The organism is Streptomyces sp. NPDC047108 (assembly GCF_040643575.1).
Taxonomy (GTDB): domain Bacteria; phylum Actinomycetota; class Actinomycetes; order Streptomycetales; family Streptomycetaceae; genus Streptomyces.
The window spans coordinates 1-24,823 of sequence record NZ_JBEYUP010000033.1; the positions used below are offsets into that span (position 1 = coordinate 1).

Below are 24,823 nucleotides of genomic sequence, written 5' to 3' on the forward strand. Positions count from 1 at the left end.
AACGACCAGTGGTCCGGGAAGATCTTGCGCATATTGCTCTTCGCCAGGCCGTAGATGCCCAGCCGGCCGTCCGCCCAGTCCGCGATCCGCTCACCCCGCGGCGCCTGACGACGTCTGGCGCGCGGCGCCTGATGACGCTTGTCGGTCGCCACGCCGTCACGACCCCCGCCCGCGACGCCGTCGTCACCGCCCCCGAAGCGGTCGCTGTCCTCGCGCGCCGCACCGCCGGCCCCTTCACCGTCCGCGCCCGCGCCGTCCGTTCGGACCCTCGCCACCTGGCACCTCCCCGAGAAACCAGAAACGGGGAGCACTCCCCGTTTCCTTCGCGGACGACCATAACAGCAACCGGGGAACGCTCCCCGATTGCCCCCTGGCCCTGCTAGGGTCGGCGCATGGCGCGGACCGCGAAGGACCGGGAGACCTCCGGCCGGGAGACCCCCGACCAGGAGCCCCCGGACCACGCGGCGACCCTGCGCCGTGACGCCCGGCGCAACCGCGAACTGCTCATCGCCTCCGCCCGGGAGGTCTTCGCCGAACAGGGCCTGGCGGCCCCGCTCGACGAGATCGCCCGCAGGGCCGGGGTCGGAAACGCCACGCTCTACCGGCGGTTCCCCACCCGGCAGGACCTCGTCGAGGCCGTCTTCGGCGACCTTCTCGCCGCGACCCGGGAGGCCGGGGACGAAGCCCGGCTGGCCGAGGACGCGTGGAGCGGGCTGACCGCGTACCTGGAGCGGATCTTCGAGGGCCTGGCCGACGACCGGGGCGCCAACGACCTGCTGACCACCGGCATCCAGGGCGTGCCCTCCCTCGATGCCCTCCACCCGCACAACCACGAGACGATCGGCATCCTGATCGCCCGCGGCCAGGAGCAGGGCACCGTACGGGCCGATGTCGTGACCGAGGATCTGCTGTTCGTCCTCGCGGCGCTGGGCAAGGTCGTTCCGGCGTCCGTCGCGGCCGCGCCCGACGCCTGGCGGCGTTTTCTCGCCCTCTTCCTGGACGGCCTGCGACCCGGTGCCGCCCAGCCCCTCCCCGCGCCACCGCTCACCTCCGGCCAGATCGCCGGAGCCCTGGGCGGGCTGCGCACCGACCGAACGGGATAGTGCCTTGCGCGAACCGCTCACCCTCGCCGTCGCCCAGCCGCTCTGCGCGTCGCACGACATCGCGAGAAACGCGAAGGCGCACGCCGAGGCCGTGCGATCGGCCGGCGCGCGTGTCGTGGTCTTCCCCGAACTCTCCCTCACGGGCTACGAGTTGGAGGCCGAGGCGATCACGGCGGACGACGCGCGGCTTGATCCCGTCGTCGCGGCCTGCGCCGAGACGGGGGCGTGGGCACTGGTCGGCGCGCCCGTGCGAGGAGAGGGCGGCGCGGCCCACATCGCGACGCTGGCCGTGGACGGGTCCGGGGCCCGCGTGGCCTACCGGAAGATGTGGCTCGGCGAGACGGAGTCCACGTACTTCGCCCCGGGCGGCGAACCCGCCGTGCACGAGGTCGACGGCTGGCGGCTCGGCCTGGCGATCTGCAAGGACACCGGCGTCCCGCGGCACGCGGCCGACACCACGGCCCTGGGCATCGACGCATACGTCGCCGGCACCGTGAAGTCCGCCGGAGAGTCCGCGCTCCAGGACGAGCGCGCCTGCCGCATCGCGACCGAGCACGGCGTCTGGGTCGCGGTGGCGAGCTTCGCGGGATCGACGGGCGGGGGCTTCGCCGAGGCCGCCGGGCGTTCGGGGATCTGGCGGCCGGGCGGTGCCGTGTTCGCGCAGGCGGGGCCGGAGACGGGCGCCATCGCGCGCGCGACGCTCACCTGACCCCGGCAGCCGCACCGGACCGGCGGGGTGGAACCGCCGGAGCGGCCGATCCGTCGGACCGGCGGGAACGACGGCGACTGACGTAGCCTCAACTTCCGTTCCCCGTACGGGAGAAGGGATCGGGAAAGCGCTTTCTGGTAGGGTCCGGCACCTGAGGACCGAGGACGCGGACGGCCGTCCTGCCGTCGAGACTCCCGGCCGGGGCGGGCCCAGGACGCACCGGCGAGATTCCGCGATGCGCCGGACGGATCGAGCGCCACCGCCGGGCCGTTGGACCACCGCAGGGCCGCACATCACGGACCGGCCCCGTGCGTCGACGCACACAGGGCGGGCAGTCGTACGACCGCCACCACAGGACCGTACGCACCACCGCGCCCGGCTCCCGCACCTCCGTCCGGTGGACTTCCCGACACCCGGCCCCGTACCGCCGGGCGGCGCCCCGGTGACCGGCATCGGCGCGAAATCCAGCAAGACAGCGGAGCAGTCCGTTCACCCGCGCCGCCCGCTGCTGCAGGCTGTGACCACGACCCACGTGACAACGCCCCACGTCAAGGGCCGCCTCCCGAGGAGGAGTATGAGCACCCCGCAGAACGACCTCGCGTACCGCCACGACCCGTACCGCGACCTCCCGTACTACGAGGACGTCTCCCCCGCCCGCGGTACCGCCCCGCCCCGCGCCTGGTACGCGTTCTCCGACGCGGCCCGGCTCTCCCTCAACGGCATCTGGCGCTTCCGGCTGTCGCCCACCGCGACCGCGCAGGACGACTCCTTCGCGCGGCGCGACTTCGACGCGTCCCGCTGGGACGAACTGCCCGTCCCCGCCCACTGGGTGTTGCACGGTCACGGCGCTCCCGCCTACACCAACACCCGATATCCGTTCCCCGTCGATCCGCCCCGTCTGCCCACCGGGAATCCGACCGGCGACCACCGCCTCGTCTTCGACCTGCCTCACGGATGGGAGGGCGGCGGGAGCCTCCTGCGGTTCGACGGCGTGGAGTCGTGCGCGCGGGTGTGGCTCAACGGCGAGGAGCTGGGGACGTTCAAGGGCAGCCGTCTGCCGCACGAGTTCGAGGTCGGGGACCGTCTGCGCCCGCGCGGCAACGTGCTGGCCGTACGGGTCCACCAGTGGTCGTCCGGCTCCTATCTGGAGGACCAGGACCAGTGGTGGCTGCCCGGCATCTTCCGGGACGTGACGCTGCTGCACCGTCCCGAGGGCGCGGTCCGCGACGTCTTCGTGCACGCCTCGTACGACCACACCGACGGCACCGGCACGCTCCGCGTCGACGCCGACCCCGGTGGCCGTCTCACCGTCCCCGAGCTGGGGATCGACCTCGCCACCGGTGAGCCGGCGACCGTGCCCGTGGAGCCGTGGAGCGCGGAGGTCCCCCGGCTCTACGACGCCGAGCTGGTGACGCCGGGCGAACGCGTGCCGCTGCGCATCGGTTTCCGCACGGTCGCCGTCGAGGACGGCGTGCTCACGGTCAACGGCGTGCGGGTCCTCTTCCGGGGCGTCAACCGCCACGAGTTCCACCCGGAGCACGGCCGGTCCGTCGACGCCAAGACGATGCGGCGCGATCTGCTGCTGATGAAGCAGCACAACATCAACGCCGTGCGGACCAGCCACTATCCGCCGCATCCCGCCTTCCTCGACCTCTGCGACGAGCTGGGGATGTGGGTGATCGACGAGTGCGACCTGGAGACCCACGGCTTCGCCGCCGTCGGCTGGCGGGGCAATCCGGTGGACGACGAGCGCTGGACCCCGGCCCTGCTCGACCGCGCGTCCCGGATGGTCGAGCGCGACAAGAACCACCCGTCGGTCGTGCTGTGGTCGCTGGGCAACGAGTGCGGCACGGGCCGGGGGCTGAGCGCGATGGCGAACCGGATCCGCGAACGCGACCCCGACCGCCCGCTCCACTACGAGGGCGATCCGTCGTGCGCCGATGTGGACGTGTACTCCCGGATGTACGCCGACCACGCGGAGGTCGAGGAGATCGGCCGCCGCGCCGAAGCCCCGTGGGAGGAGCGGGAGTCGGACACCCGGCGCCGCGCGATGCCGTTCCTCCTGTGCGAGTACGCGCATGCGATGGGCAACGGCCCCGGCGGTCTCCTGGAGTACCAGCGGCTGTTCGAGACGTACGAGCGCTGCCAGGGCGGCTTCGTCTGGGAATGGATCGACCACGGCATCGCGCGCCGTACGGGCGACGGGGAGCCCTGGTTCGCCTACGGCGGGGACTTCGGGGAGGAGGTGCACGACGGCAACTTCGTCTGCGACGGGCTGGTCTTCCCCGACCGGACCCCCTCCCCCGGCCTGATCGAGTACAAGAAGGTGATCGAGCCGGTCCGGATCACCGGCGACAGCAGGGCGGGCACCGTCCGCGTCGCCAACGGGTACGACGTCGCGGACCTCTCGCGCCTGTCGTTCCTCTGGTTCTACGAGGTCGAGGGCGTGTCCGTCGCCCACGGCGAGCTGGCCGTACCGCCGCTGGGGCCCGGCGAGTCCACGGAGGTGAAGCTGCCCGAGCCGCCCGCACCGGAGCGCCCCGGGGAAGCACTGTGGACCGTACGGGCCGTGCTCGCCGAGGACACCCCGTGGGCGGGCGCCGGGCACGAGATCGCCTGGGCCCAGCTGCCGGCGGTGCCGCACGTGCCCCCCGCACCGCCCGCCGCTCCCGCGGTGCTGCGGAAGGGCGAGGGCAACGTCCTGGTGCTGGGCCGCGGCGCGTTCGACACGGCGACCGGTGAACTGCGCTACCTGGACGGCTTCGAGGTCGTGGCGCCACGCCTCGACATCTGGCGCGCCCCGACGGACAACGACGAGGGCGCCCCGTGGCAGCCCGAGCTGCGCAGCGGCACGATCTGGCGGGGGCTGGGCCTGCACCGGATGCAGCACCGCGTGGTCTCCGTACGGGACACGGACGGCGAACTGCTCGTCCGTACGCGCGTGGCGCCCGCCGCGACCGACATCGCCCTGGACACCACCTACCGCTGGACGGCGGACCAGCGGAGCCGGGCCCTGCGGCTCGATGTCTCGGTGGTGCCCGAGGGCGAGTGGTGGTGCCCGCTGCCGCGGCTCGGCGTGCGCCTGGGCGTGTGCGGCAGCCTGGGGCTGGCGGAGTGGTACGGCGGCGGGCCGGGCGAGGCGTACCCCGACACCCGTACGGCTTCCCGGATCGGGCGGTGGACGCTGCCCGTCGACGCGCTGCAGACCCCGTACGTACGGCCGCAGGAGAACGGTGCGCGGGCGGACGTGCGGTGGGCGGAGCTGCGCCGCGAGGACGGGACCGGGCTGCGGATCGAGGGCGATCCGGCGTTCTGGTTCACGGCCCGGCGGTGGACGAGCGAGGAGCTGGACGCGGCCGCGCACACCACGGATCTGCGGCCGGGCGGACTGGTGTGGATCAACCTCGACCACGGGCAGCACGGCATCGGCAGCCAGTCGTGCGGACCGGGCGTGCTGGAGGAGCACCGGCTCGCGGCCGCCCCGGCGTCGTTCTCCTTCGCCTTCTCGACGGTGGCGACGCGGCAGGGCGGGAGCTGGGAGGACGCCGACCGCTGACTCCTCCCGCAGCGGCCCGCTTCTCGATCACCGCCTCACGGTGGCCGGCAGTCCGGTTCGGTTGGGACCGCCGGCCACCGGACACCGGACGATCCGCTTCCGCGGTGGCGCCTCTGCCGCCACACGGCGCCTGCGACCGTCCGACCTGGACGAACGGGCGTGGCATCCTTCTCCGGGGGAATCGCGAGCCGGGCGCCGCGGTCCCCGGTCAGCCGTTCGCACGGCGTGACGGACCGAGGGCGGCGGAGGACGAAGGAGCGCAGGTGGGAGACTCGGTGGCGGCCTCAGGGAGCGGGCTGCGGGGCGCGGGCGAGCGCGAGCGCCACGCGGCCTGGCTGGAACTCTTCTTCGATCTGGTCTTCGTGGCCGTCGCGGCCCAGCTCGCCCACGGACTGCACGGCGACCCGGAGGCCAAGGACTTCGCGCAGTTCCTGGCGCTCTACTTCCCTGCCTGGTGGACCTGGATCAACGTCACGGCCGCCATGAACGTCGTGGAGCGCGACAGCCCCCGCCGTCGCCTGCTGGTCCTCTGGGCCATGCTCTGCCTGGCCGCGATGGCGGCGGCGATGCCCGAGGCCGTAGGCGACCGGGCTCCCGCCTACGCCCTGGGGTTCGCGGGGGCGCGACTGGCCCTGATGGGGCTGTGGTGGCCCGCCACGGCGTTCCCCGAGCCGCACCGCCTCCCGAAGTGGCGGCCGCTCACCTACTGTCTGGGGGCCGCCGCGCTGTGGTCGGCCTCCGCCTTTGTCCCCGCGCCCTGGTGCTACGTGATGTGGGCCGTGCTGATCGTGGCCGAAATCCCTCTGCTCATGGGACGTTCGAGCGGTGAAGGGCTGCTCTCCAGGTTGCACACGGGCCATCTGGTGGAGCGGGTCGGCCTGGTGGTCATCATCGTGCTCGGCGAGGCGGTGCTCGGCCTGGTCACCTCCACCGACCATCACTGGACGGGGAGTTCAGGGGTGACGGCCGTCCTCGGGTTCGTGCTGATCGCCGCGCTGTGGTGGTCGTACTTCGACTTCGGGTCGGTGGCCGCCGAACGCGCCCTGCACGGTGCGGGCGGCAGCGCGTACCGGCTCGCCCGGGACACCACCGGCTATCTGTACTTCTTCGTCACCGCGGCCGTCATCGCGATGGCCGGCGGGCTCGCGACCGCCGTCGAGGAGGCGCACCACGCGCACCTGGCGACGGGCGCGCTGTGGGCACTGGCCGGAGGGCAGGCGCTCTACCACGCCGCTCACGCGGCGATCGCGCTGCGCGTGGGGCGGCCGTTCGTCTCGGTGGCGGTGTGGGCTGCCCCCGGGGTGGGCGTTCCGCTGCTGATCGTGCTGCTGCTCGGCCATGAACTGGCGCCGTGGGCCGTGGTGTTGCTGCTGTTGGCCGAGGCCCTGGCGCATCTCGTCTACGCGGACGTGGTCGCGCGCCGGAGGCGGGCGGCCGGACTGCTGTGACGGGGGCCGGAGTTGGGCCGGGTCGAGCGGAAGTCGAGCGGGCGCCGGGCCTGGCTCCGACCTGCTGTCGGGTGTGTCCCCCGGGCCGCTGAGAGCGGTGGGCGGCGTCCGTCCCGCGGACGCCGCCCATGGCTGCGGTCGTGCAGGTGCTCTCGTACCGCGGCGGTCCGGACGGTTACGGCGTCGCGGCACCCGGTCCGCCGGCCGGAGCGGCGTCAGGAGCCGCCGCGGCCTCCGCGGCCTTCACGGCGTCCGAGGCCGTCACGGCGTCCGGGGCGGGAGCCGCATCCGGGGCGGGAGCCGCGTCCGCATCGTCGCCCGGCCATCCGCCCGCCGGAGGCTCGGCCACCGCGCGCCACCACGGGTCGACCACCCCGGCCCGCGCGGGCTCGAACGGCTTGCCGGGGCGCGGCACGGCCACCGTGGCGCCGGCTGCGCGGGCGGCGGCGACGGTGCGCTCGGCCGGTTCGACCCAGGGGTGGAGGGCGAGGTTGAACGTGCCCCAGTGGATGGGCAGCAGTGTCCCCTCCGGGGTGCCGCCGGACAGGTCGAGGTGCGTCCGCACGCCCTCCTCCGGCGTCATGTGGATCTCGGGCCAGTACTCGCTGTACGCACCGATCTGGATCATCGTCGCGTCGAACGGCCCGTACTGCGCCCCGGTCTCGCGGAAGCCGTCGTAGTAGCCGGTGTCACCGCTGTGGAAGACCCGGTGCCGCGGACCCGCCACGACCCAGGACGCCCACAGCGTCCGCAGCCCGCGGCGCAGCCCCCGTCCGCAGAAGTGCCGGGCCGGGGTGGCGGTGAGCGTCAACTCGCCGACCCGCGTGGTCTCGTGCCAGTCGAGCTCGGTGATCCGCTTCGGGTCGACGCCCCACAGCTCCAGGTCGGCGCCCACGCCCAGCGGCACCGCGAAGACGGCGTCCGTACGGGCCAGGGCGCGGATCGAGGGCATGTCGAGGTGGTCGTAGTGATCGTGGGAGATGACGACGACGTCGACCGGGGCGAGCGTGTCCAGCGGCACGGGTACGGGGTGGACCCGGCGCGGTCCGGCGAAGGAGAACGGTGAGCAGCGCTCGCCCCAGACCGGGTCGAAGAGCACGCGGTGCCCGTCGATCTCGGCCAGCACGCTGGAGTGCCCCATCCAGGTCAGCCGGAGGCCGGAGGCGGGCGGCTCGCCCCAGTCGGCCGCGGTGGGCCGGTGCACGGGTATCGGCCGGGCGGGCGTCCTGAGGGCGCGCTCGGCGCGGTCGAACTGCCGCCTCAGCATGGGCCCGTTGGAGCCGGGGAGCATGGTGCGGGTGGGGACGGGGTTGTGGAACTGGCCGTCCCGGTAGTTGGGGGACCGCTCCATGCGCTCCAGGCGCTCCCCGGTGGGTTCCGCGCCGAACGACGCGGGACGCAGTCCGGCGAAGAGCGAGCGTCGGGGACTGGATCCGGACACGGGAGCACCTCCAGGCGGAAACACGGGGGAGGACGCCGGTGAAGCGCACTCCGTCCGTCCATTATGTGCTCACACACAGATTCTTGCCGGTTCCGTTTTTCATCACCGCAGGTCAGGGAGGTGGGGCGGAGATGTGAGAGTGGTCACTCGGGGGTGATAGGGGTGGGCAGCCTCAGCTGGAGGGCGTCGAACGGCGGGCTGCCGAAGCCGACGGAGCGGTAGAGACGCAGCCCGTCGGGGGTGGCGTGCAGATGCACGACGTCGACCCCGGACTCGTCCCGGTACCAGCTCAGCAGCGCCTCCAGACAGGCCCGGGCGTAGCCGAGGCGGCGGCGCCGTGGATCCGTGCTGATGTTGAAGACATGGCCGTGGCGGCCGCTGGGGTTCGCGGGACCGGGCGCGTGAGGGTCGCAGATGCCGACCGCGCTGCAGACTACGCCAAGTTCGGGGTCGTCCACGACGAAGGCGGCGGCCTCACGCGGATCACCGAGCCGGGCGGCGAACCACTGCTCGCTCGCGCGCCGCCAGAGGGCGTCCGGACCACCGTCCTCCGTCCCCATCTCGCGGAACATCAGCGCCCGCAGACCGGTGAGGGCGCGGGCGTCACCGGGACCTGCGCGGCGTAGGGGGACGGGGGCAGGGGCGGGGGAAGCCCCGGAGCCGGGAGCGGGTGGTGTCATACGGGCCTCCTCCGATCGAAGACGAGCTGGACGTGGTCCTCCACCGGGCGATAACCGATGCGCTGATAGAGGGCGTTGGTCGTGGAGTTGGCGAGGTCGGCGAAGAGGAGGACCTCGGCGGCGCCCGCGCCCCGGGCGGCGCCACTGATCGCGGCCGTGACCGCGCCCGCGTAGCCGGAGCCGCGCTGCGCGGGCGGGGTGTAGACGGGCCCGACGCGGACCATGCCCGCGACCGTGCGGCTCACGCCCGCGAGGGAGACCGGGACCCCGTCGGCCTCCCAGAGCGTGAGGCCGCCGTACGAGAGGCGGTCGTCGACGGCCGACGCGCAGTCCTCCGTGTGGGCATCGATGTCGCGGCGGAACGCCTCGATCCAGGCGATGAGCAGATCGCGGTCCCTTCGCCGCGCGGGCCTGGCGGCGCCGGGCGGCGCGGGCTCGGGCGGGGTGAGGTCGCCCAGCCGGTAGAGCCGCGTGGAGAGGCGGCAGTGGGTGGTGGCGCCGGTCCGGCGCTCCCAGCCCGCGGCGTACGCCCGGGCGGCGGCGCTCCCGCCGTTGACGCCGCCGGTGGGCCGGTCCGCCCTGAGCGCCACCGCGGCGAGGTCGTCGGCCGCCTCGTCCGGCATGGAGGACAGGAGGACGGGGTGCGGTGGGGTCCGCAGGAACGCACCCCGGACCGCTCCGTCGGCCGCCCGCCACCAGCCGTACTCGGGCGGGTCGTCACCGTAGGACCTCGTGCCGGCGTGGAGGGCCGCGGCGACCGAGAGCAGGACGGTGTGCTCCGCAGGCCGCGTCCGCAGGAAGTCCCCCGCGGCCGAGAGGAACGCGTCCAGGTCATGTGTCGTCGTCCACGCCATGCCCCAGCTTCCCGCGCGGCCCACCAGACCGCACACGGTTTTCTCCCGCGGCACGACGAAGGGCTGGACCGGGCCTCGATCGCGGTTCCGGCCTGCCGTGCCCGGCCGCGGGTTCGGTCAGCGTGGGGGCCGGCGGCCGTCGCGGGTGACACGGACGAACGGATCGTCCACGCCGACGGCGGTCAGCGGCGCGTACGCGACCGGGCGGCGGAACGCGTTGCCCCAGGTCTCGCGCCGCCGGTGGTCGCGCAGTGCGCCGAGGTCGAAGACCGCCAGGTGCACGCCCGGTGCCTCGCCCGCCTCGACGAGGAGCATGTCGCGGGAGCGCCCTTCGGCGAACGCGATGCCGTCGAAGGCGACGGAACGGCCGAGGCCCGGGCCGGCGTAGTTGGCCATGGCCATGCCGGTCATGTTCTCGAAGGCGCGGGCCCGGAACTGGGCGAGGCGGTTGATCTCCAGCTCGCAGGCGTTCGGGGTGAGGACGATCTCCGCACCGGCCAGCATCAGCGCGCGGGCGCTCTCGGGGAACTCCCGGTCGTAGCAGATCATCGCGCCGACGCGGACCTCACCGGCCGCCGTGTCCAGGGCGCACACCTCGAAGCGGTCGCCCGGGGTCAGCGCGGCTTCGGGGAGGGCGAAGGCGCAGGGGTGGACCTTGGCCTGCGTGAGGGCAATGCAGCCGTGGCGGTCGATCAGGGAGACCGTGTTGCGCGGGGCGGGCCGCCACTCCTCCAGGTACGTGAGCGCGATGGCGAGGTCCAACTCGGCAGCCAGGTCCTGGAATTGGCGGACGAACGGTGAGTCGGTGGCGATGGCCTCGCCCTGCCAGGCGGCGTGGGGTGGGGGCCAACCGTCTGCGGGTGTGCTGTCGCGGGGTGGGGCAGGTGCGCTGTCGTGGCGCGGTCCGGGTGCGCTGTCGCGGGGTGGAGCGGGTGCGCTGTCGTGGCGCGGTCCGGGTGCGCTGTCGTGCGGCGCGTCGCCGTCCGGACCCCAACGGCGCGGATGCCGGAGGACGTCGGCCGCGTCGCCGTCCTCGTCCGGTCCGGGGCTGAGCCCTGGTGGGGCGGCGGCCGCGGTGTAGCCGTTGCTCCACATCTCGGGGAACAGGGCGATGTCCGCGCCGAGGGCCTTGGCCCGGCGGCATGCGGCCTCGCCCGTGACGAGATTGGCTCGAAGGTCGTGACCGGGGCGTGCGAGCTGGAGCAGCGCGACGGTCAGGCTGGGCATGGTGGCGGCTCCTTCGGCGTCGGCCGGTGTCCGGGCCCGTGACCGGCACCCGTGTCCCCACCCTCGCACCTTCTCGTGCCCGCGCCGACGTACGGCCGCGGCGGGACGCTGCGTCCCCGATCACGTGCCCGCCCGCCAGCACTGTTGACAGCCGCTCCTCGACATCTCGATACTGAACGGCGATTCAGTTGAAGAACCGGGCCTCCCCCGCCGTTACAGCCCTCGCCCGCCAGGAGCCCCCATGGCCGACCTCCCCACCGAGCTGTGCCCGCTCTCCCCCGAGCAGACTGACATCATCGAGCCGGCCCGCGCCTTCGCCAAGGCCGAGATCCGGCCCCGTGCGCGCGCCCGTGGACGAGGCCGACACCGTCACCCCGTGGGATCTCTGGCGCGCGGCGGCCGAGGTGGGCATCACCGGCTTCATGCTCCCGGAGGAGTACGGGGGCGGCGCGAGTTCCCCGTCGAACAGCGGATGTGCGACGCGAAGTCGGAGGAGATCGAGGAAGGCACCTCCGATATCTTGCGCCCGCCCGCCGCGCCCTGATCGCCTCCCGGAGTCTGTGATGGAGCGTCCACCTGCTCATGCACCTCGGAGTCCGGCCCCCGGCCCGGCACAGCGCCCGGCGCGGCGACCGGCCCACCTCCCCGCGCGGACGCGACACGCCACGCAGCGTCTGACGGGCGGCGAGGCCCTGGTCCGTGCACTGGCGGCGCACGGCGCCGACCTCGCGTTCGGCATCCCGGGCACGCACAACCTGGAGATCTACCGGCACCTCGACGCATACGGGATCCGGCACATCGCGCCCCGCCACGAGCAGGGCGCCGGTTACGCCGCCGACGGCTACGCCCGTACCACCGGACGACCCGGGATCGCCGTCACGACGAGCGGACCCGCGCTGCTCAACATCGCGGCGGCCGTCGGGCAGGCGTACTCCGACAGCGTGCCGCTCCTCGTCGTATCGCCCGGGACGCCGCTGCGGCACCCCGCCCAGCCGATCGGTCTGCTGCACGAACTGCACGGCCAGAGCGAGGTGATGAGCTGTGTCGCCGCGTTCAGCCACCGCGTGTCGTCGGTGGGCGAGATCGACGCGGCCGTGGCGCGCGCCTTCGCGTTCTTCCGGTCCGGCCGCCCACGCCCGGTGCATCTGGAGATCCCGTACGACCTGCTGGAGGAGACCGAACCGGTCGGCGCGCCGCGGCTCGCACCGCCCACGGTTCCACCGCGCCCGGCGCCCGACGCGGTGCGGGAGGCGGCGCGAGTCCTGGCCGGGGCGGGGCGGGCCGCGCTGGTCCTGGGCGGCGGGGCGCGCGGGGCGGCGGCCGAATGCCGGGCGCTGGCCGAGCAGTTGGGCGCACTGGTGGTGACGACCGCCAACGGCAAGGGAGTCGTCCCGGAGTCCCACCCGCTGTCGGTCGGCGTGGCGCTGCACAGCCCCGCCGTACGCTCCTGGCTCGCCGAGTGCGACGCGGTCCTCGCGGTCGGGACCGAGCTGGCGGAGTCGGATCTCTGGTGCGATCCGCGGCAGTTGCGGGACATGCTGCGCGGCACGCTCCTCCGCGCCGACATCGACCCGGCGCAGATGTACGCGGGACTGCCCGCCGGGATCGCGCTCGTCGGTGACGCCCGTGCTGTGCTGGAGGAGCTGCGGCCGGCCGTCGCCTCGTCCTCCGCGGACCGTCCGCAGGATTCCTCGGCGGACCGTCGGCAGGATTCCTCCGCGGACCGACCCGCCGGCGCCGCCGCCGCGTTGCGGGCGGCGCGTGACGAGGAGACGGCCGACCGGAACGCACGCCGGCTCCCGTATCTCGCCGCCATCCGGTCGGCCCTGGCGCCGGACGCGATCCTCACCTCCGACAGCGCCCAGTGCTGCTACTACGGCGCACTGCCGCACCTGCCCGTCGACCCGCCCGGCCGCTACCTCCATCCCACCGGCTTCGGCACGCTCGGCTACGCCCTTCCCGCCGCCATCGGTGCGAAGGCCGCGCAGCCGGAGCGGGAGGTCGTCGCGCTGAGCGGGGACGGCGGACTGCAGTTCACCGTGCAGGAGCTGGCGACCGCCGCTCAGCTCGGACTCCCGCTGCCCGTCGTCGTGTTCGACAACGGCGGATACGGGGAGATCCGCGACGAGATGGCGGCCCGGGGCGACACACCGACGGCCGTCGACCTGGCGCCGGTGGACCTGACCGGGCTGGCCCGGGCGTACGGCGGCCGGGGCTGCCGAGCCGCCACACCCGACGAACTCAAGAAAGCCCTGCACACGGCCCTGGACACCCCTGGCCCCACGGTCGTCACGGTGCCGGAGGGCCCGGTCGGGGAGCAGGGCGGGACCCTCGCGCACGGCCCCGCCGCGCATCACCCTGACGCGCCCGGCCCCGCCGCGCACGCCCCACGCGACACGCCCGGAGACTCCGAGGAGAGAACCCCGTGACCACCCCCACGCCGCCTCCCCTGCTGTCCACCTCCTGGACCGACCCCGTCACCGGCCGCCAGGGCTTCCTGGTCGTCGACCGGCTCGTACGCGGCGTGTGCAGCGGCGGCCTGCGGATGCGGGCGGGCTGCACGCTGGAGGAGGTCACCGGGCTCGCGCGCGGCATGACCATGAAGGAGGCGCTGCACTACGAGCCCGGCGCGCGGTACGTCCCGCTCGGCGGCGCCAAGGGCGGCATCGACTGCGCCCCGCACGACCCGGAGGCGTACGGCGTGCTGGTCCGCTATCTGCGGGCCATGCGCCCGTACATCGAACGCTTCTGGACCACGGGCGAGGATCTCGGCCTGACCCAGGACACGGTGGACCGGGCGGCCGCCGAGGCGGGACTCGTCTCGTCCGTCCAGGCCGTGTATCCGCTGCTGGACGACGAACAGGCGGCCAGGGAGCGGCTGTCGGACGCCTTCGGCGTCGAGGTGGACGGCATCGGCCTGGACGAGCTGGTGGGCGGCTGCGGCGTGGCCGAGTCGGCCCTCACGGCACTGGACCGGGCCGGCGTGCCGTACGCGGGCACGCGTGTCTCCGTACAGGGTCTGGGCACCATGGGCGGGGCCACCGCGCGCTTCCTCGCCCGCGCCGGTCTGCGCGTGGTGGCCGTCGCCGATGTGAAGGGGACGATCGCGAACCCGGACGGGCTCGACATCGAGGCGCTGCTCGCCGCGCGCGACGCCTTCGGCACCGTGGAGCGTTCCGCGCTGCGCCCCGCCGATGCCGAACTGCCGGGCGGGGCCTGGCTGGAGACCGGAGCGGAGGTACTGGTACCGGCCGCCGTCTCGTATGCCATCGACGCCGCGAACGAGCACCTGGTCACGGCGCGCTGGATCGTGGAGGCGGCCAACATGCCCGTCGTGCCGGAGGCCGAGGAGCGGCTCGCCGCGCGGGGCGTCACCGTCCTGCCGGACGTGGTCGTCAACTCCTGTACGAACGCCTGGTGGTGGTGGACGCTCTTCGGCGACATCGGTCCCGACCCGGACGAGGCCTTCGGTCACGTCCGCCGCTCCATGCGCACGCTGGTGGACCGGATGCTGGCGCGGGCCGAGGCCGACGGCAGCACGCCGCGTGCTGCCGCGCACGCCGTCGTGGCCGAGCGGCTGCCGGTCATCGCGGAACGCTTCGGGTGGTACGGATGATCTCGGGTGGCCCGCGCCGCATGAAGGCGAGGCCGTGGCCGTGACACCGACTGAGTCCGCGGATGACCCTCCCGATGAAGCCCCGTCGGACACGGCCGCCGCGCGTCGGCCCTCCTGCGCCGCGCCCGGGCGACGGCGGAGCCCGCCGGGCGCCCCGGAGGCGAGTCCCGGCACTCCGCGGGACCCCGCAAGCCCCGATCTCCCCGAATCCCCGGACTCCCGCGAACTCGCCGCCCTCACCCGGGCTCTTCGACCCGTGCTCCGTCACCGTCGTTCGGCGCGTCGGACCATCCGGCGAAGTGGGCTGTCGGCTGTCCGGTGCGCCGGCGGACCGGCACCGCCGCGCGGTGCACCTGGTCGACCGACGCGGCGGCTCGCTGGGCGTCCCCCGGCAGTCAGAGGCCGCCGCACCGATGGGCCCACGGGCGCCATCGCGTCAGGCGCACAGCCGCCCGCCCCGCCGTCCCCGGCCGCCAACCGGCCCACCGCTCAGGGGTGTTGGGCCTCCAGTGCCGCCTCCGGCTCCTCGGCCACGCCCTCACCTGACGCCGTCTTCTGGTCCCGCCCCCGGTCCTGGTCCTCCAGCGCCCCCGTGAGCCCCGCCTCGTCGATCAGGGCGGTGTGCGTGCCCTCCACGGTGCACGCGTACGCCCCCGCCACCGCGCCCAGCCGTACGCACTCCTCCAGTTCGCGGCCGTGCAGACGCCCGTAGAGGAAGCCGCACGCGAAAGCGTCACCGGCGCCGTTGCTGTCCACCACCGGTCCCGGCGGCACGGCCGCGGGCACGTGCCGCAGCGAACCGGCGCCCTGACGCGCCAGCACGTACGCACCGCCCGCGCTCGCCGTGGCGATCACCGCCTCCGCCCGCCCGTCGGAGATGATCTGCCGCATCACCTCGGCCAGCCTCTCCCCCGCTCCCGCCGCGCTGAGGAAGACGATGTCGGAACGGAGCGCGAAGTCGCGGTGGTGGAGGTCGAGTCCGTCCCAGTCGTGGAGGTCGGTGGAGACCGGGAGACCGAGCTTCTCGATGTCGTCGAGGAGGAACCGCGCGAAGTTCATGATCGACACATGGACGTGCCGGGCGCGCCGCAGATGCGGCAGATAGTGCTCGGAGGGCATGCGCAGGTCGAGCGGGTCGCGGGCGTCGTAGAAGGACATCCGCCGGCCCTGGGGGTCGACCAGGTTCACGGCGCGCCGGGTGCCGTGCGGCGACACGCTCGGGTGGAAGCTCACCGCGCTGGCGTCCATCCGCTCCCGGACGAGTCCGCCGAGCGCGTCGTCGCCGATGACGTCCAGGAAGCCTGTGGTGAAGCCGAGTTCGGCGCAGCCGAGCGCCACGCCCGCCCCGGTGTGGCCGACCCACTCGCTGATCGGCGACACGCCGTACGAATCGGCGTACGGCACCGGCAGCGCGTCCACGCGTACGACCGTGTCGACGCCGGCACCGCCGACGACCAGGACGTCGTACGGCGTTTCCGCCGCCTCCTTCGTGCTGCCCATGCCCCTGTCCGTCCTCTCCCGTACCGCTGTCGTTCCCGCGCCCCGCCGTCTCGTCGTCGAGGGCGAGGTCAGCCTAGAGGCTGAGGGACGTCACAGCGGTCCTTGAAACCCTGGCTGGTGAGGCCGAGTGCCGCGTTGACGCGCGAACGGAGGTTCTCCACGGCCGCGATCGCGGTCAGCTCCACGATCTGTGCCTCGTCCAGATGCTCGCGCAGCCGCCGCACCATCGCGTCGTCCACGGCCGGCGGGGTGGCCGTCACGGCCTCGGCGTACGCCATGACCTCCCGCTCCAGCGGCGTGTAGACATCACTGTCGCGCCAGGCCGGGACGGAGCGGAGCTTGCGGGGGTCGATGCCGCGCTGCCGGCTCTCCCAGTACCCGAAGTCCATGCACCACGAGCAGCCGATGGAGGCGGCCGCCGCCATGACGGCGAGGGCCTTCAGGCCCGGGTCGAGCTTGTTCCACCTCGCGAGGGACCGCTCGAAGCGGAGCTGGGAGATCAGGACGCGGGGGTTGTGGATCACGGCCCTGGCGGGTTCGAGCACCGAGCCGTAGGTGCGGCGGGTGTACCAGTCGGTGAGGCGTACGAAGAGGGTGCGGGGCGGGTCGAGCGAGATGCGGGCCATGTCGTGTCTCCTGCCGGGAGCTGCCGCCTGCACCGCCGGTATGCGGCGCCGGAGTTTTCACTCCTGTGACGGACGGGCTCACCCGTGTGTGACATCACCCGGGACGGCCGTGCGCGACATCACCCGGGAGAGTCGTGCGTACGTCACCATCGACGGCGTACGTCACCATCGACGGCGACCGCGCGACGCCGCCCGCGCGCGCCGCTCGCTCAGCGGCTCGCCACCAGATCCGCGCGGTCCAGCCCCAGCTCCGCCGCGAGCGCGTCGTCGACCCAGGTCTCCATCCGCCGGCGGCCGAGCGTGCCGGAGAAGGCCGTCATCTGGACGGCGAGACCGTCGAGGAAGGCGGTGAGCCGCCACGCCGTGGCTCCGGGGTCCGGGCACACGTACTCGCCCGCGGCCGCGCCCTCCGCGATGACCTCGGTGAGGATGGACTTCCACTGCCGGTCCAGGCCGAGCGTCACCTCGCGGAGCACCGGCTCGCGCAGCGAGACCGCCCAGCCCTCGATCCACAGCTTCCAGCCCTTGGCCTGGCCGGTCGGCGAGTACCAGCGCACCACCGACCGCAGTCTGCGCAACGCGCTGCCTCCGCGGGCGACCAGGGCGCGCAGCCGCTCGAGGTCGGCCTGGGCGGCGTGCTCGAACGCGGCGGCGACGAGCTTCTCCTTGGTCGAGAAGTGGTAGATGACCAGGGCGTTGCTCACGCCGAGCGCGGCGGCGACATCGGAGATCCGCAGCGCCGCGACACCGCGCTCCTCGATCTGCTCGACGGCCGCCCGCAGCAGCTCCTCCCGACGCTCCTGCACGCTCAACCGGACTCTGGCCACGGCGTCACCCTACAGCGGTCACGACGGGCTCACCGGCGGTGACCTGTCCGCCTTCCCCGGTCGTCGCCGGGCCGCACCGGAGCGGGCGATGTTCCGCACGACCCTTGACACCCTCGCCCTGCCCCGCCGCGACGGGCAGGGTACGAGCCCCAACACGGCCCGCCGGGGCGGGAGTTCTCGGGGGCTGCGCGCGTCAGTCCTTGCGGCCCACTCCGCCGTAGAAGAATCCGATCCTCGCCAGCTCGTCCGCGGGCGGCGGAGGGCCGTCCGGGCGCCACAGCGGCACCTGCACCAGCCCCGGCTCCTGCAGTTCGAAGCCGTCGAAGAGCGCCAGGATGTCCGCGTGCGGGCGGGGGTTGAGGGTGGCGGTGGCGCCGCGGTAGACCTTCACCGCGGTGGGAAAGCCGTCCGGGTGGAAGTCCGCCGTGCCGTGGGAGAGCACCAGGTGGCTGCCCGGGGGCAGCGCCTCGGTCAGGGTGTTCACGATGCGGCGCGGGTCCTCGTCGTCCGTCACGAAGTGGAGGAGGGCGACCAGCATCAGGCCCACCGGCTCGTCGAAGTCGATCAGGCCCCGGATCGCCGGGTGCTCCAGGATCGCCTCCGGCTTGCGCACGTCGGCCAGCGCGAAGGCGGTGTTGCTGGTGCCGGTCAGCCGGGCACCCGCGTGGGAGGCGACGATCGGGTCGTTGTCGACGTAGGCCACCCGTACGTCGGGCGAGACGCCCTGGGCGACCTCGTGGGTGTTGGGCGAGGTGGGAATGCCCGTACCGATGTCGATGATCTGCCGGATCCCGCTCTCCACCACGGACTTGACGGCCCGTCGGAGGAAGGCGCGGTTCGAGCGGGCGGCCGGGAGGATCTCCGGGACGTCCTTGATGACCTGGTCGGCCGCTTCGCGGTCGACCTCGTAGTTGTCCCGGCCGCCCAGGTAGTAGTCGTACATCCGGGCCGGATGCGGCCTGGAGGTGTCTATCTGGTCGGCCGAGAACCCGTGCTCCGTCACACCGGCCTCCGTTCGGTCGTCATGTGGGGTGGTCCGCCCTTCAGTCCTTGATGCCCACGCCTCCGTAGAAGGCGATCCTGCGGATGTCGTCGACATCCGGCAGCGGTGCGTCCGGGCGCCACAACGGCACCTGTACGAGGCCGGGGTCCAGCAGGTCGTATCCGTCGAAGAACGGCAGAATAGCGTCGTGCGGACGGATGTTGAGCGTCGCGGTCGCCTGCCGGTAGACCACGGTGGCGTCACCGTCCACGTGCTGATGGAAGTCGGCCGTGCCATGGGTCAGCACGAGGTGGCTTCCCTTCGGCAGCGCGCCGGTGAGGGTGCGGACGATGCCCGCCGGGTCCTCGTCGTCCTTGATGAAATGGAGGACCGCGACCATCAGCAGGGCCACCGGCTCGTCGAAGTCGATGAGTTCGCGGATGGTCGGGTGCCCGAGCACGGACTCCGGGGAGCGCACGTCGGCCTGCGCGAAGCAGGTGTCGCCGGCGTTGGTGAGACGGGCTCCGGCGTGGACGCCGACGATGGGGTCGTTGTCGACGTAGGCCACCCGTACGTCGGGCGAGACGCCCTGCGCCACCTCATGTGTGTTGGGCGAGGTGGGAATGCCGGTACCGATGTCGATGATCTGCCGGATCCCGCTCTCCACCACGGACTTGACGGCCCGTCGGAGGAACGCGCGGTTGGCGCGGGCGCTCGGGCGGGCGTCGGGGGAGATCGCGATGACGCGCTCCGCCGCCTCCCGGTCGACCTCGTAGTTGTCGCGTCCGCCCAGGAAGTAGTCGTACATCCTGGCCGGGTGCGGTCTACTCGTGTCGATCGCGTCGGCAGGCGTCCCCTGCTCGCTCACGCCGGTCTCCCTTCGATCCTCCGTGGCAGCGGTCTCGGCCATGGCGCTCACGCCAGCAGGAAGTCGGCTTCGCCGGACTTCGCGCCCTGGATGAACGTTTCGATCTCGTGGTGCGTGTAGATGAGGGCAGGGCCGTCGGGGTCGGTCGACTGGCGCAGTGCCACCCGGCCGTCGCTCAGCTTCATCGCCTCAAGACAGCTTCCCCCGTTGCCGCCGCTCCACGGCTTGCTCCAGCCCTCGGTGCCGAGGTCCTTGGCGGGCATGCCGTTGTATATGCGACTCATGGTCAGAGCTCCTTGCGAAGGCCACCCAGGTATCCCCCGGTGGTGTGTGCGGGCGCGGCCTGCGCGCACATCCGGTCCAGCGCTTCCAGGAATGCCGAGACGTCGTCGCGATGGTCGAGGTAGACGCCGCCCACGAGGCTTTCGGTGTAGGCGATGTCCGGCAGCTCCTGGATCGGGAACCGGAAGATGTGGAACGGGCCGTACATCGCGGGGTGCGGCCCCGCGGCGAACGGCATGACCTGCAGCCGGACGTTGGGCATCGAGGTCGCCTCGACGAGCCGGTCCGCCTGCTCCCGCATGATGGCCGATCCCCCGATGGGCCGGCGCAGCACGGTTTCGTCCATGACGACCCACAGCAGCGGGGCGTCCTCCTTGGTCAGCACCGCCTGCCGCTCCATGCGCAGGTCGACGCCGCGTTCGATCTCCTCGTCCGAGGCGTTCGGCAGCCCGGCGCGCAGGACGGCGTGGGCGTAGGCGCGGGTCTGCAACAGCCCCGGGACGTAGTGCGGTTCGTAGGCCCGGATGAGATTCGCCTCGCCCTCCAGCGAGACGAAGGCGCTGAACCACTCGGGCAGGACGTCACGGAAACGGTGCCACCAGCCGCGCTGGTTGGCCTGGCGGGCGAGGGAGAGGAAGTCCTCCATCTCCGCCGCGGCGGTGACCCCGTAGGTGCGCAGCAGCTTCTCGACGTACGGGATCTTCAGGCCGACCTCGGCCTTCTCCATGCGCCGGATCGTGGCGTGCGTGACGTCGAGGGCCCGCCCGGCGTCCTCGTACGACAGTCCCGCTCGCTCCCGCAGATCCTGCAGGCGCTTGCCGAGCACCACGCGCAGAACAGTCGGGGCGGCGCCGCCGGGCCGCGTGTCCGCCACTACCCATCCCCTCCAACTGCCGTCACCGGACGGAAGTGTGTCATGTCGTCACCTGGGGCAACAGACTGTCCTTACGATTCTGCAATTTACAGATTGAACCTTGCCATACGTGAGTCACGACCCGCATAGTTGCGGAGTGGCTTCCTTTCACGACGCGCTTCAATTAGCGGACCGGGGTGACATCGCAGTTGTGGACCGCCGGAACGCATTCGAGCTGCCGGCGTTGCGCACGTCGGTGGCCGAGGCGCGCCGCCAGGTCGTGACGCTGCTCCACGACTGGGGAGCGGACCAGGAGACCGCGGACGGGGCCGAGTTGGTGGTCTCGGAGCTGGTCACCAACGCCATATGTCACACGGACAGCGACACCATAGGGTGTGAACTGCGCGTGGCCGGGGCGCTGTTGAGGGTGGAAGTGGCCGATGAGGGCTGGGCGTCCACGGCTCCGCTCGCCCACCCGGGCCCGGTCGATCTCGACGGTGAGGGCGGCCGCGGTCTGCTGCTCGTCGACGCCCTGTCCCGGACCTGGGGCGTCCTTGCCACCACGAACGGCCACGGACATGTGGTCTGGGCGGAACTGCCCTACGCGCCGGGCGCGGTCGCGCGGCCCGAGCGCTTCTGAGAGCCCGTCCCCACAGCACTGACGCCGCCACTCTTCGGGACGCGCCGTCACTACCGCGTTGACGCCGCCGTCACCTCAAGGGACATGCCGTCACTACCGCGTTGACGCGCCGACACCTCTCGCCGTGACGCAGGCTCGCGGTTCAGGCGCCGGGCGCCGCCGTCGACGAGGACTCCAGCGGCAGCAGATCCGGACGCTTGGGCTCGACGTGGTCCCCCGACGACTCACCCCGCAGCCGTCGTCCGATCCACGGCACCAGATACTCGCGCGCCCACTGCACGTTGTCCCTGCGCACCGCGAACGCCGGGCGCTCGGGCTGCGGCGGCCACGGCTGGTCGGGGTCGGCCGGCACGGTGAGGCCGAGAACCTGTCCGGCGCGCAGCGCGACGCGCGTGTGCCCGTCGGGTGACAGATGCAGCCGGTCGGGGTCCCAGGCCCGCCGGTCCTGCACCGAGCGGAGCGACCACAGATCGAGCACCGGGCAGCCGTACCGGTCGGCGATGGCCCGTACGTGTGCGGTGTAGGTGGCGATCTTGCCGCGGAGGTGGCGCAGCACCGGCACGCCCCGGGTGTCGAATCCGGTGGTCACCATCACGGCGGGCACCGCCGCGGTGAGGTCGGCGACGGCCGCCTCGAAGCGCTCGGCCACGGCGTCGGGGTCGCTGCCCGGCCGGATGATGTCGTTCCCCCCGGCGCAGAAGGACACCAGATCGGGGGCCAGCTCCTTGGCGCGCGGCACCTGCTCCTCGACGATCCGGTCCAGCAACCGACCGCGGACCGCGAGATTGGCGTACCGGAAGTCGTGTTCGGCTCGGTGATCGGAGAGCAGCACGGCGAGGCGGTCGGCCCAGCCGATGAACGCCCCGTCGGGACCGGGGTCGCCCACACCCTCGGTGAAGCTGTCCCCCAGCGCCGCGTACGACCCGATGGCGCCTTCGCTGATGGATCCTTCGGTGATTGATGTCGAATCGTCTGCCACGTCGCCACATGATTCCGTTCCCGCAGTGACCTACGCCACCGTAACCGGGGGTTGACGAGGGGTGATTTAGACCACCGGGTCAATTTCGGCAACCCCGGAGGGGGACGTGGGCCGACGAGATGATTGCGCGGTGAACTCTTGTCGTATCGTCGACGTGTCACGTCGCCGGGAACCGGAACCGGCGGCCCGACACCCGCACCGAGGAGCGCCCGTGACGCAGACGCCGCAGGTCCCGCACGCCCCGCAGGCCGAGCCCGAGCTGTCGGGTGTCCGTAACTTCCGTGATGTCGGCGGACTGCCGACGGCGAACGGCAAGCGCGTACGGACGGGCGTGCTCTACCGCAGCGGCCATCTGGCCCACGCCACCGAGGAAGACGCCGCGTTCCTCACCTCGCTGGACCTGCACACGATCTTCGACTTCCGCAATTCGGCCGATGTGGAGCTGGAGGGCCCCGACATCGCGCTGCCGGGCGTACGCCATGTGAACATCCCGCTGACCGACCCCGCTGCGGGCGCCGACTTCTGGCAGATGGTGCGCGACGGGGAGGTGGAGCAGCTCCGGAAGGGGCTCGGTGACGGCAAGGCGGCGGACCGGATGATCGCCACGTACCGGCACATCATCCGCACCCGCACCGCCGAGCACAGCCGGGTGCTGCACGCCGTCACCGACGACAGCGTCCCCGTGCTCATGCACTGCGCTGCCGGAAAGGACCGTGCGGGTCTGTCCGTCGCGGTGACCCTGCTCGCCCTCGGCGTCGAACGGGACGCGATCGAGAACGACTACCTCGCGAGCAACGCCGCCCACCGCCGCTACAAGGTCCGGCGCGGCGACCAGACCGAGGCCGACATGTCCGCCGAGGTGCGGGAGCTGCTGAGCCCGCTCTTCGACGCCCGTGCCGAATACCTCGAGGCCGCCTTCGCGACCATCGAGGAGACATGGGGATCGGTGGACGACTACCTCACGCAGGGGCTGGACTTCGGTCCCGAGCGGCGCGAACGGCTGCGGGCCCGGCTGCTCGACGGCGCCGCCTGAGACGGGAGACGGATGCGGCGCCCCGGCCTGAGACGGCGCCCCCGCCTGACAGGGTGACGGCCGCGGCGTACGAGGCCCGAGGCGGAACAGCCGCGCGTACGAGGCCCGAGGCGGAACAGCCGCGCGTACGAGGCCCGAGGCGCAAACGGCCGCGGCGCGGTCAGCGGTTCGGTGACACGGCCTGCTTGACGAGCGTGCGGCCGAAGTCCCAGATCAGCCCTCCACCGCTGTGGGCGTCGTCCATGACGTCGGTGAACGCGGCCACGAACCGTTCGACCTCGCGCTCACCGATGATCAGCGGCGGAATCAGCTTGATCACTTCGAGCCGGTCGCCGGAGACCTGGGTCAGGATCCGGTGCCGCTGAAGCAGCGGCGCCACCACCATCTGCGCGAAGAGGCCCTTGCGGGCGGCCTGAAGCATCGACCAGCGGCTGCGCAGCCCGAGCGAGCTGGGCCGCCCGAACTCGATGCCGATCATCAGGCCGCGCCCCCGTACGTCGAGCAGCAGCTCGTAGCGGCTCACCAGGTCCGCCAGCCGGGTGCGCAGCAGATCGCCGGTGACCCTCGCGTTGGCGACGATCTGCTCGTTCTCCATCACGGCGAGCGTGGCGAGCCCGGCCGCCATCGCCTGGGCGTTGGCGCCGAAGCTCGCGGAGTGGACCAGCACCCGGTCCATCGACGAGTAGACCTTCTTGAAGATCCAGTCCTTGCCGAGCGTGGCCCCGACCGGGACATAGCCGCCCGACAGGGCCTTCGCCACGCACACCAGATCCGGCTCGACGCCCTCGTCGTGCTGGTAAGCGAAGAAGTCGCCGGTGCGTCCGAGCCCTGTCTGCACCTCGTCCGCGATGAGCAGCGCCTTGTGCTTCCGCAGCAGGTCCTGCGCGGCGCGCAGGTAGCCGGGCGGCGCGGTGTACACGCCCTTCCCCTGGATCGGTTCGACGATCAGCGCCGCGACGTCGCCGCGCACCAGCTCCCGCTCCAGGGCGTCGAGATCGCCGAGTGGAACCGGAACGTCGGGCAGGAGAGGGCCGAAGCCCGTTCGGAATCCGTCCTCGCCGTTGACCGAGAGCGCGCCGGCGGTCAGCCCGTGGAAGGCGTGCGTGCAGTACAGGACGCGCGACCGGCCGGTGGCGTACCGGGCGAACTTGAGCGCGGTCTCGACGGCCTCGGCCCCGCTGTTCCCGAAGAACACCCGGTCCAGGTGCGGGACATGGGCGAGCAGCCGCTCGGCGAGCAGTCCGGGCAGCGGCTGGCAGTCGAAGCGGACGAGGTCGGCGAGGGACGCGTCGAGCACGTCGTGCAGGGCCTGGCGGACGACCGGGTGGTGACGGCCGAGGCCCATGACCCCGAAGCCCCCGAGCATGTCGAGGTAGTCCTGCCCGTCCTCGTCCCAGAAGTACGCGCCCTCGGCCCGGACGTAGGACTTGTCGAAGCCGATGGTGCGCAGCATGCGCGGCAACTGGTGGTTGAGGTGGCGGGCGTGGAGGTCGTAGCGCTCGCCGCTGCGCTCCGCCACCAGCTTCATCAGGTCGAAGTCCCCCGCTCCGGGCTCGCGGTGCGCTCCGGACTCGCCGGATCCGGCCGACTCGGCGGGGC

General features: G+C 72.8%; 21 protein-coding genes and 2 pseudogenes. 9 read left to right on the top strand and 14 right to left on the bottom strand.

Annotation, left to right across the window (positions count from 1 at the left end; all coding sequences use genetic code 11):
• A pseudogene (locus tag ABZ822_RS31770) lies at positions 1–275 on the bottom strand (hypothetical protein); the annotation flags it as partial.
• Between the two features lie 117 nt (positions 276–392).
• Here ABZ822_RS31770 and ABZ822_RS31775 point away from each other — a divergent pair.
• The 4 genes from ABZ822_RS31775 (at position 393) to ABZ822_RS31790 (ending at position 6,816) form a co-directional block, all read left to right on the top strand.
• Positions 393–1,103 carry a helix-turn-helix domain-containing protein gene (locus tag ABZ822_RS31775; protein WP_360861798.1) on the top strand — a complete coding sequence of 237 codons (711 nt, stop codon included), beginning with the start codon at positions 393–395 and terminating at the stop codon, positions 1,101–1,103.
• 4 nt (positions 1,104–1,107) lie between these two features.
• On the top strand, positions 1,108–1,812 hold the full coding sequence (locus ABZ822_RS31780) for a carbon-nitrogen hydrolase family protein (protein ID WP_360861800.1): 705 nt from the start codon (positions 1,108–1,110) through the stop codon (positions 1,810–1,812).
• A 574-nt stretch (positions 1,813–2,386) separates the two neighbouring features.
• Positions 2,387–5,368 carry a glycoside hydrolase family 2 TIM barrel-domain containing protein gene (locus ABZ822_RS31785; protein ID WP_360861802.1) on the top strand — a complete coding sequence of 994 codons (2,982 nt, stop codon included), beginning with the start codon at positions 2,387–2,389 and terminating at the stop codon, positions 5,366–5,368.
• A 263-nt stretch (positions 5,369–5,631) separates the two neighbouring features.
• Positions 5,632–6,816: a low temperature requirement protein A gene (locus ABZ822_RS31790; protein ID WP_360861804.1), complete on the top strand. Its 1,185-nt coding sequence runs from the start codon at positions 5,632–5,634 to the stop codon at positions 6,814–6,816.
• Positions 6,817–6,991: 175 nt separating this feature from the next.
• On the opposite strand, the gene ABZ822_RS31795 is transcribed toward ABZ822_RS31790, so the two are convergent.
• The 4 genes from ABZ822_RS31795 to ABZ822_RS31810 form a co-directional block, all read right to left on the bottom strand.
• Positions 6,992–8,257: an MBL fold metallo-hydrolase gene (locus ABZ822_RS31795; protein WP_360861806.1), complete on the bottom strand. Its 1,266-nt coding sequence runs from the start codon at positions 8,255–8,257 to the stop codon at positions 6,992–6,994.
• A gap of 143 nt (positions 8,258–8,400) precedes the next feature.
• A complete protein-coding gene (locus tag ABZ822_RS31800; RefSeq protein ID WP_360861808.1) occupies positions 8,401–8,937 on the bottom strand; it encodes an N-acetyltransferase in 537 nt (178 codons plus the stop codon).
• Entirely contained in the window at positions 8,934–9,791 is an 858-nt protein-coding gene (locus ABZ822_RS31805; protein ID WP_360861810.1) for a GNAT family N-acetyltransferase, read from the bottom strand. The genes ABZ822_RS31800 and ABZ822_RS31805 overlap by 4 nt, the downstream gene beginning before the upstream one ends.
• A gap of 117 nt (positions 9,792–9,908) precedes the next feature.
• Positions 9,909–11,018 carry a nitrilase-related carbon-nitrogen hydrolase gene (locus ABZ822_RS31810; RefSeq protein WP_360861812.1) on the bottom strand — a complete coding sequence of 370 codons (1,110 nt, stop codon included), beginning with the start codon at positions 11,016–11,018 and terminating at the stop codon, positions 9,909–9,911.
• 350 nt (positions 11,019–11,368) lie between these two features.
• On the opposite strand from ABZ822_RS31810, the pseudogene ABZ822_RS31815 reads away from it, so the two are divergent.
• The 3 genes and pseudogenes from ABZ822_RS31815 to ABZ822_RS31825 all read left to right on the top strand — a co-directional run.
• Positions 11,369–11,425 (top strand): annotated as a pseudogene (locus ABZ822_RS31815) (hypothetical protein); the annotation flags it as partial.
• 156 nt (positions 11,426–11,581) lie between these two features.
• Positions 11,582–13,447, top strand: a complete 1,866-nt coding sequence (locus ABZ822_RS31820; protein WP_360861850.1) for a 5-guanidino-2-oxopentanoate decarboxylase — start codon at positions 11,582–11,584, stop codon at positions 13,445–13,447.
• On the top strand, positions 13,444–14,634 hold the full coding sequence (locus ABZ822_RS31825; RefSeq protein WP_360861814.1) for a Glu/Leu/Phe/Val dehydrogenase dimerization domain-containing protein: 1,191 nt from the start codon (positions 13,444–13,446) through the stop codon (positions 14,632–14,634). The genes ABZ822_RS31820 and ABZ822_RS31825 overlap by 4 nt, the downstream gene beginning before the upstream one ends.
• Before the next feature lie 489 nt (positions 14,635–15,123).
• Here ABZ822_RS31825 and ABZ822_RS31830 read toward each other — a convergent pair whose 3' ends face one another.
• From ABZ822_RS31830 to ABZ822_RS31860, 7 genes are all read right to left on the bottom strand, one after another.
• Positions 15,124–16,134, bottom strand: a complete 1,011-nt coding sequence (locus ABZ822_RS31830; RefSeq protein WP_360861816.1) for a PfkB family carbohydrate kinase — start codon at positions 16,132–16,134, stop codon at positions 15,124–15,126.
• A gap of 68 nt (positions 16,135–16,202) precedes the next feature.
• The gene (locus ABZ822_RS31835) at positions 16,203–16,760 is read right to left on the bottom strand and encodes a carboxymuconolactone decarboxylase family protein (protein WP_360861818.1); all 558 of its coding nucleotides are present in this window, start codon (positions 16,758–16,760) and stop codon (positions 16,203–16,205) included.
• A 209-nt stretch (positions 16,761–16,969) separates the two neighbouring features.
• Positions 16,970–17,587 (bottom strand): TetR/AcrR family transcriptional regulator, encoded by a 618-nt coding sequence (locus ABZ822_RS31840; RefSeq protein ID WP_360861819.1) that lies wholly within the window; start codon positions 17,585–17,587, stop codon positions 16,970–16,972.
• Positions 17,588–17,780: 193 nt separating this feature from the next.
• Positions 17,781–18,590 (bottom strand): SAM-dependent methyltransferase, encoded by an 810-nt coding sequence (locus tag ABZ822_RS31845; RefSeq protein ID WP_360861821.1) that lies wholly within the window; start codon positions 18,588–18,590, stop codon positions 17,781–17,783.
• Between the two features lie 40 nt (positions 18,591–18,630).
• Positions 18,631–19,437, bottom strand: a complete 807-nt coding sequence (locus tag ABZ822_RS31850; RefSeq protein ID WP_360861823.1) for an SAM-dependent methyltransferase — start codon at positions 19,435–19,437, stop codon at positions 18,631–18,633.
• Positions 19,438–19,484: 47 nt separating this feature from the next.
• Entirely contained in the window at positions 19,485–19,721 is a 237-nt protein-coding gene (locus ABZ822_RS31855) for a DUF397 domain-containing protein (RefSeq protein WP_360861825.1), read from the bottom strand.
• Positions 19,722–19,723: 2 nt separating this feature from the next.
• On the bottom strand, positions 19,724–20,593 hold the full coding sequence (locus tag ABZ822_RS31860) for a helix-turn-helix transcriptional regulator (RefSeq protein WP_360861827.1): 870 nt from the start codon (positions 20,591–20,593) through the stop codon (positions 19,724–19,726).
• Positions 20,594–20,783: 190 nt separating this feature from the next.
• On the opposite strand from ABZ822_RS31860, the gene ABZ822_RS31865 reads away from it, so the two are divergent.
• Positions 20,784–21,212 carry an ATP-binding protein gene (locus tag ABZ822_RS31865; RefSeq protein WP_360861829.1) on the top strand — a complete coding sequence of 143 codons (429 nt, stop codon included), beginning with the start codon at positions 20,784–20,786 and terminating at the stop codon, positions 21,210–21,212.
• A gap of 142 nt (positions 21,213–21,354) precedes the next feature.
• Here ABZ822_RS31865 and ABZ822_RS31870 read toward each other — a convergent pair whose 3' ends face one another.
• The gene (locus ABZ822_RS31870) at positions 21,355–22,191 is read right to left on the bottom strand and encodes an SGNH/GDSL hydrolase family protein (protein WP_360861830.1); all 837 of its coding nucleotides are present in this window, start codon (positions 22,189–22,191) and stop codon (positions 21,355–21,357) included.
• A 211-nt stretch (positions 22,192–22,402) separates the two neighbouring features.
• On the opposite strand from ABZ822_RS31870, the gene ABZ822_RS31875 reads away from it, so the two are divergent.
• Positions 22,403–23,224 carry a tyrosine-protein phosphatase gene (locus tag ABZ822_RS31875; protein WP_360861832.1) on the top strand — a complete coding sequence of 274 codons (822 nt, stop codon included), beginning with the start codon at positions 22,403–22,405 and terminating at the stop codon, positions 23,222–23,224.
• 160 nt (positions 23,225–23,384) lie between these two features.
• Here ABZ822_RS31875 and ABZ822_RS31880 read toward each other — a convergent pair whose 3' ends face one another.
• Positions 23,385–24,752 (bottom strand): aspartate aminotransferase family protein, encoded by a 1,368-nt coding sequence (locus tag ABZ822_RS31880; protein ID WP_360861852.1) that lies wholly within the window; start codon positions 24,750–24,752, stop codon positions 23,385–23,387.
• Positions 24,753–24,823 lie beyond the last annotated feature (71 nt).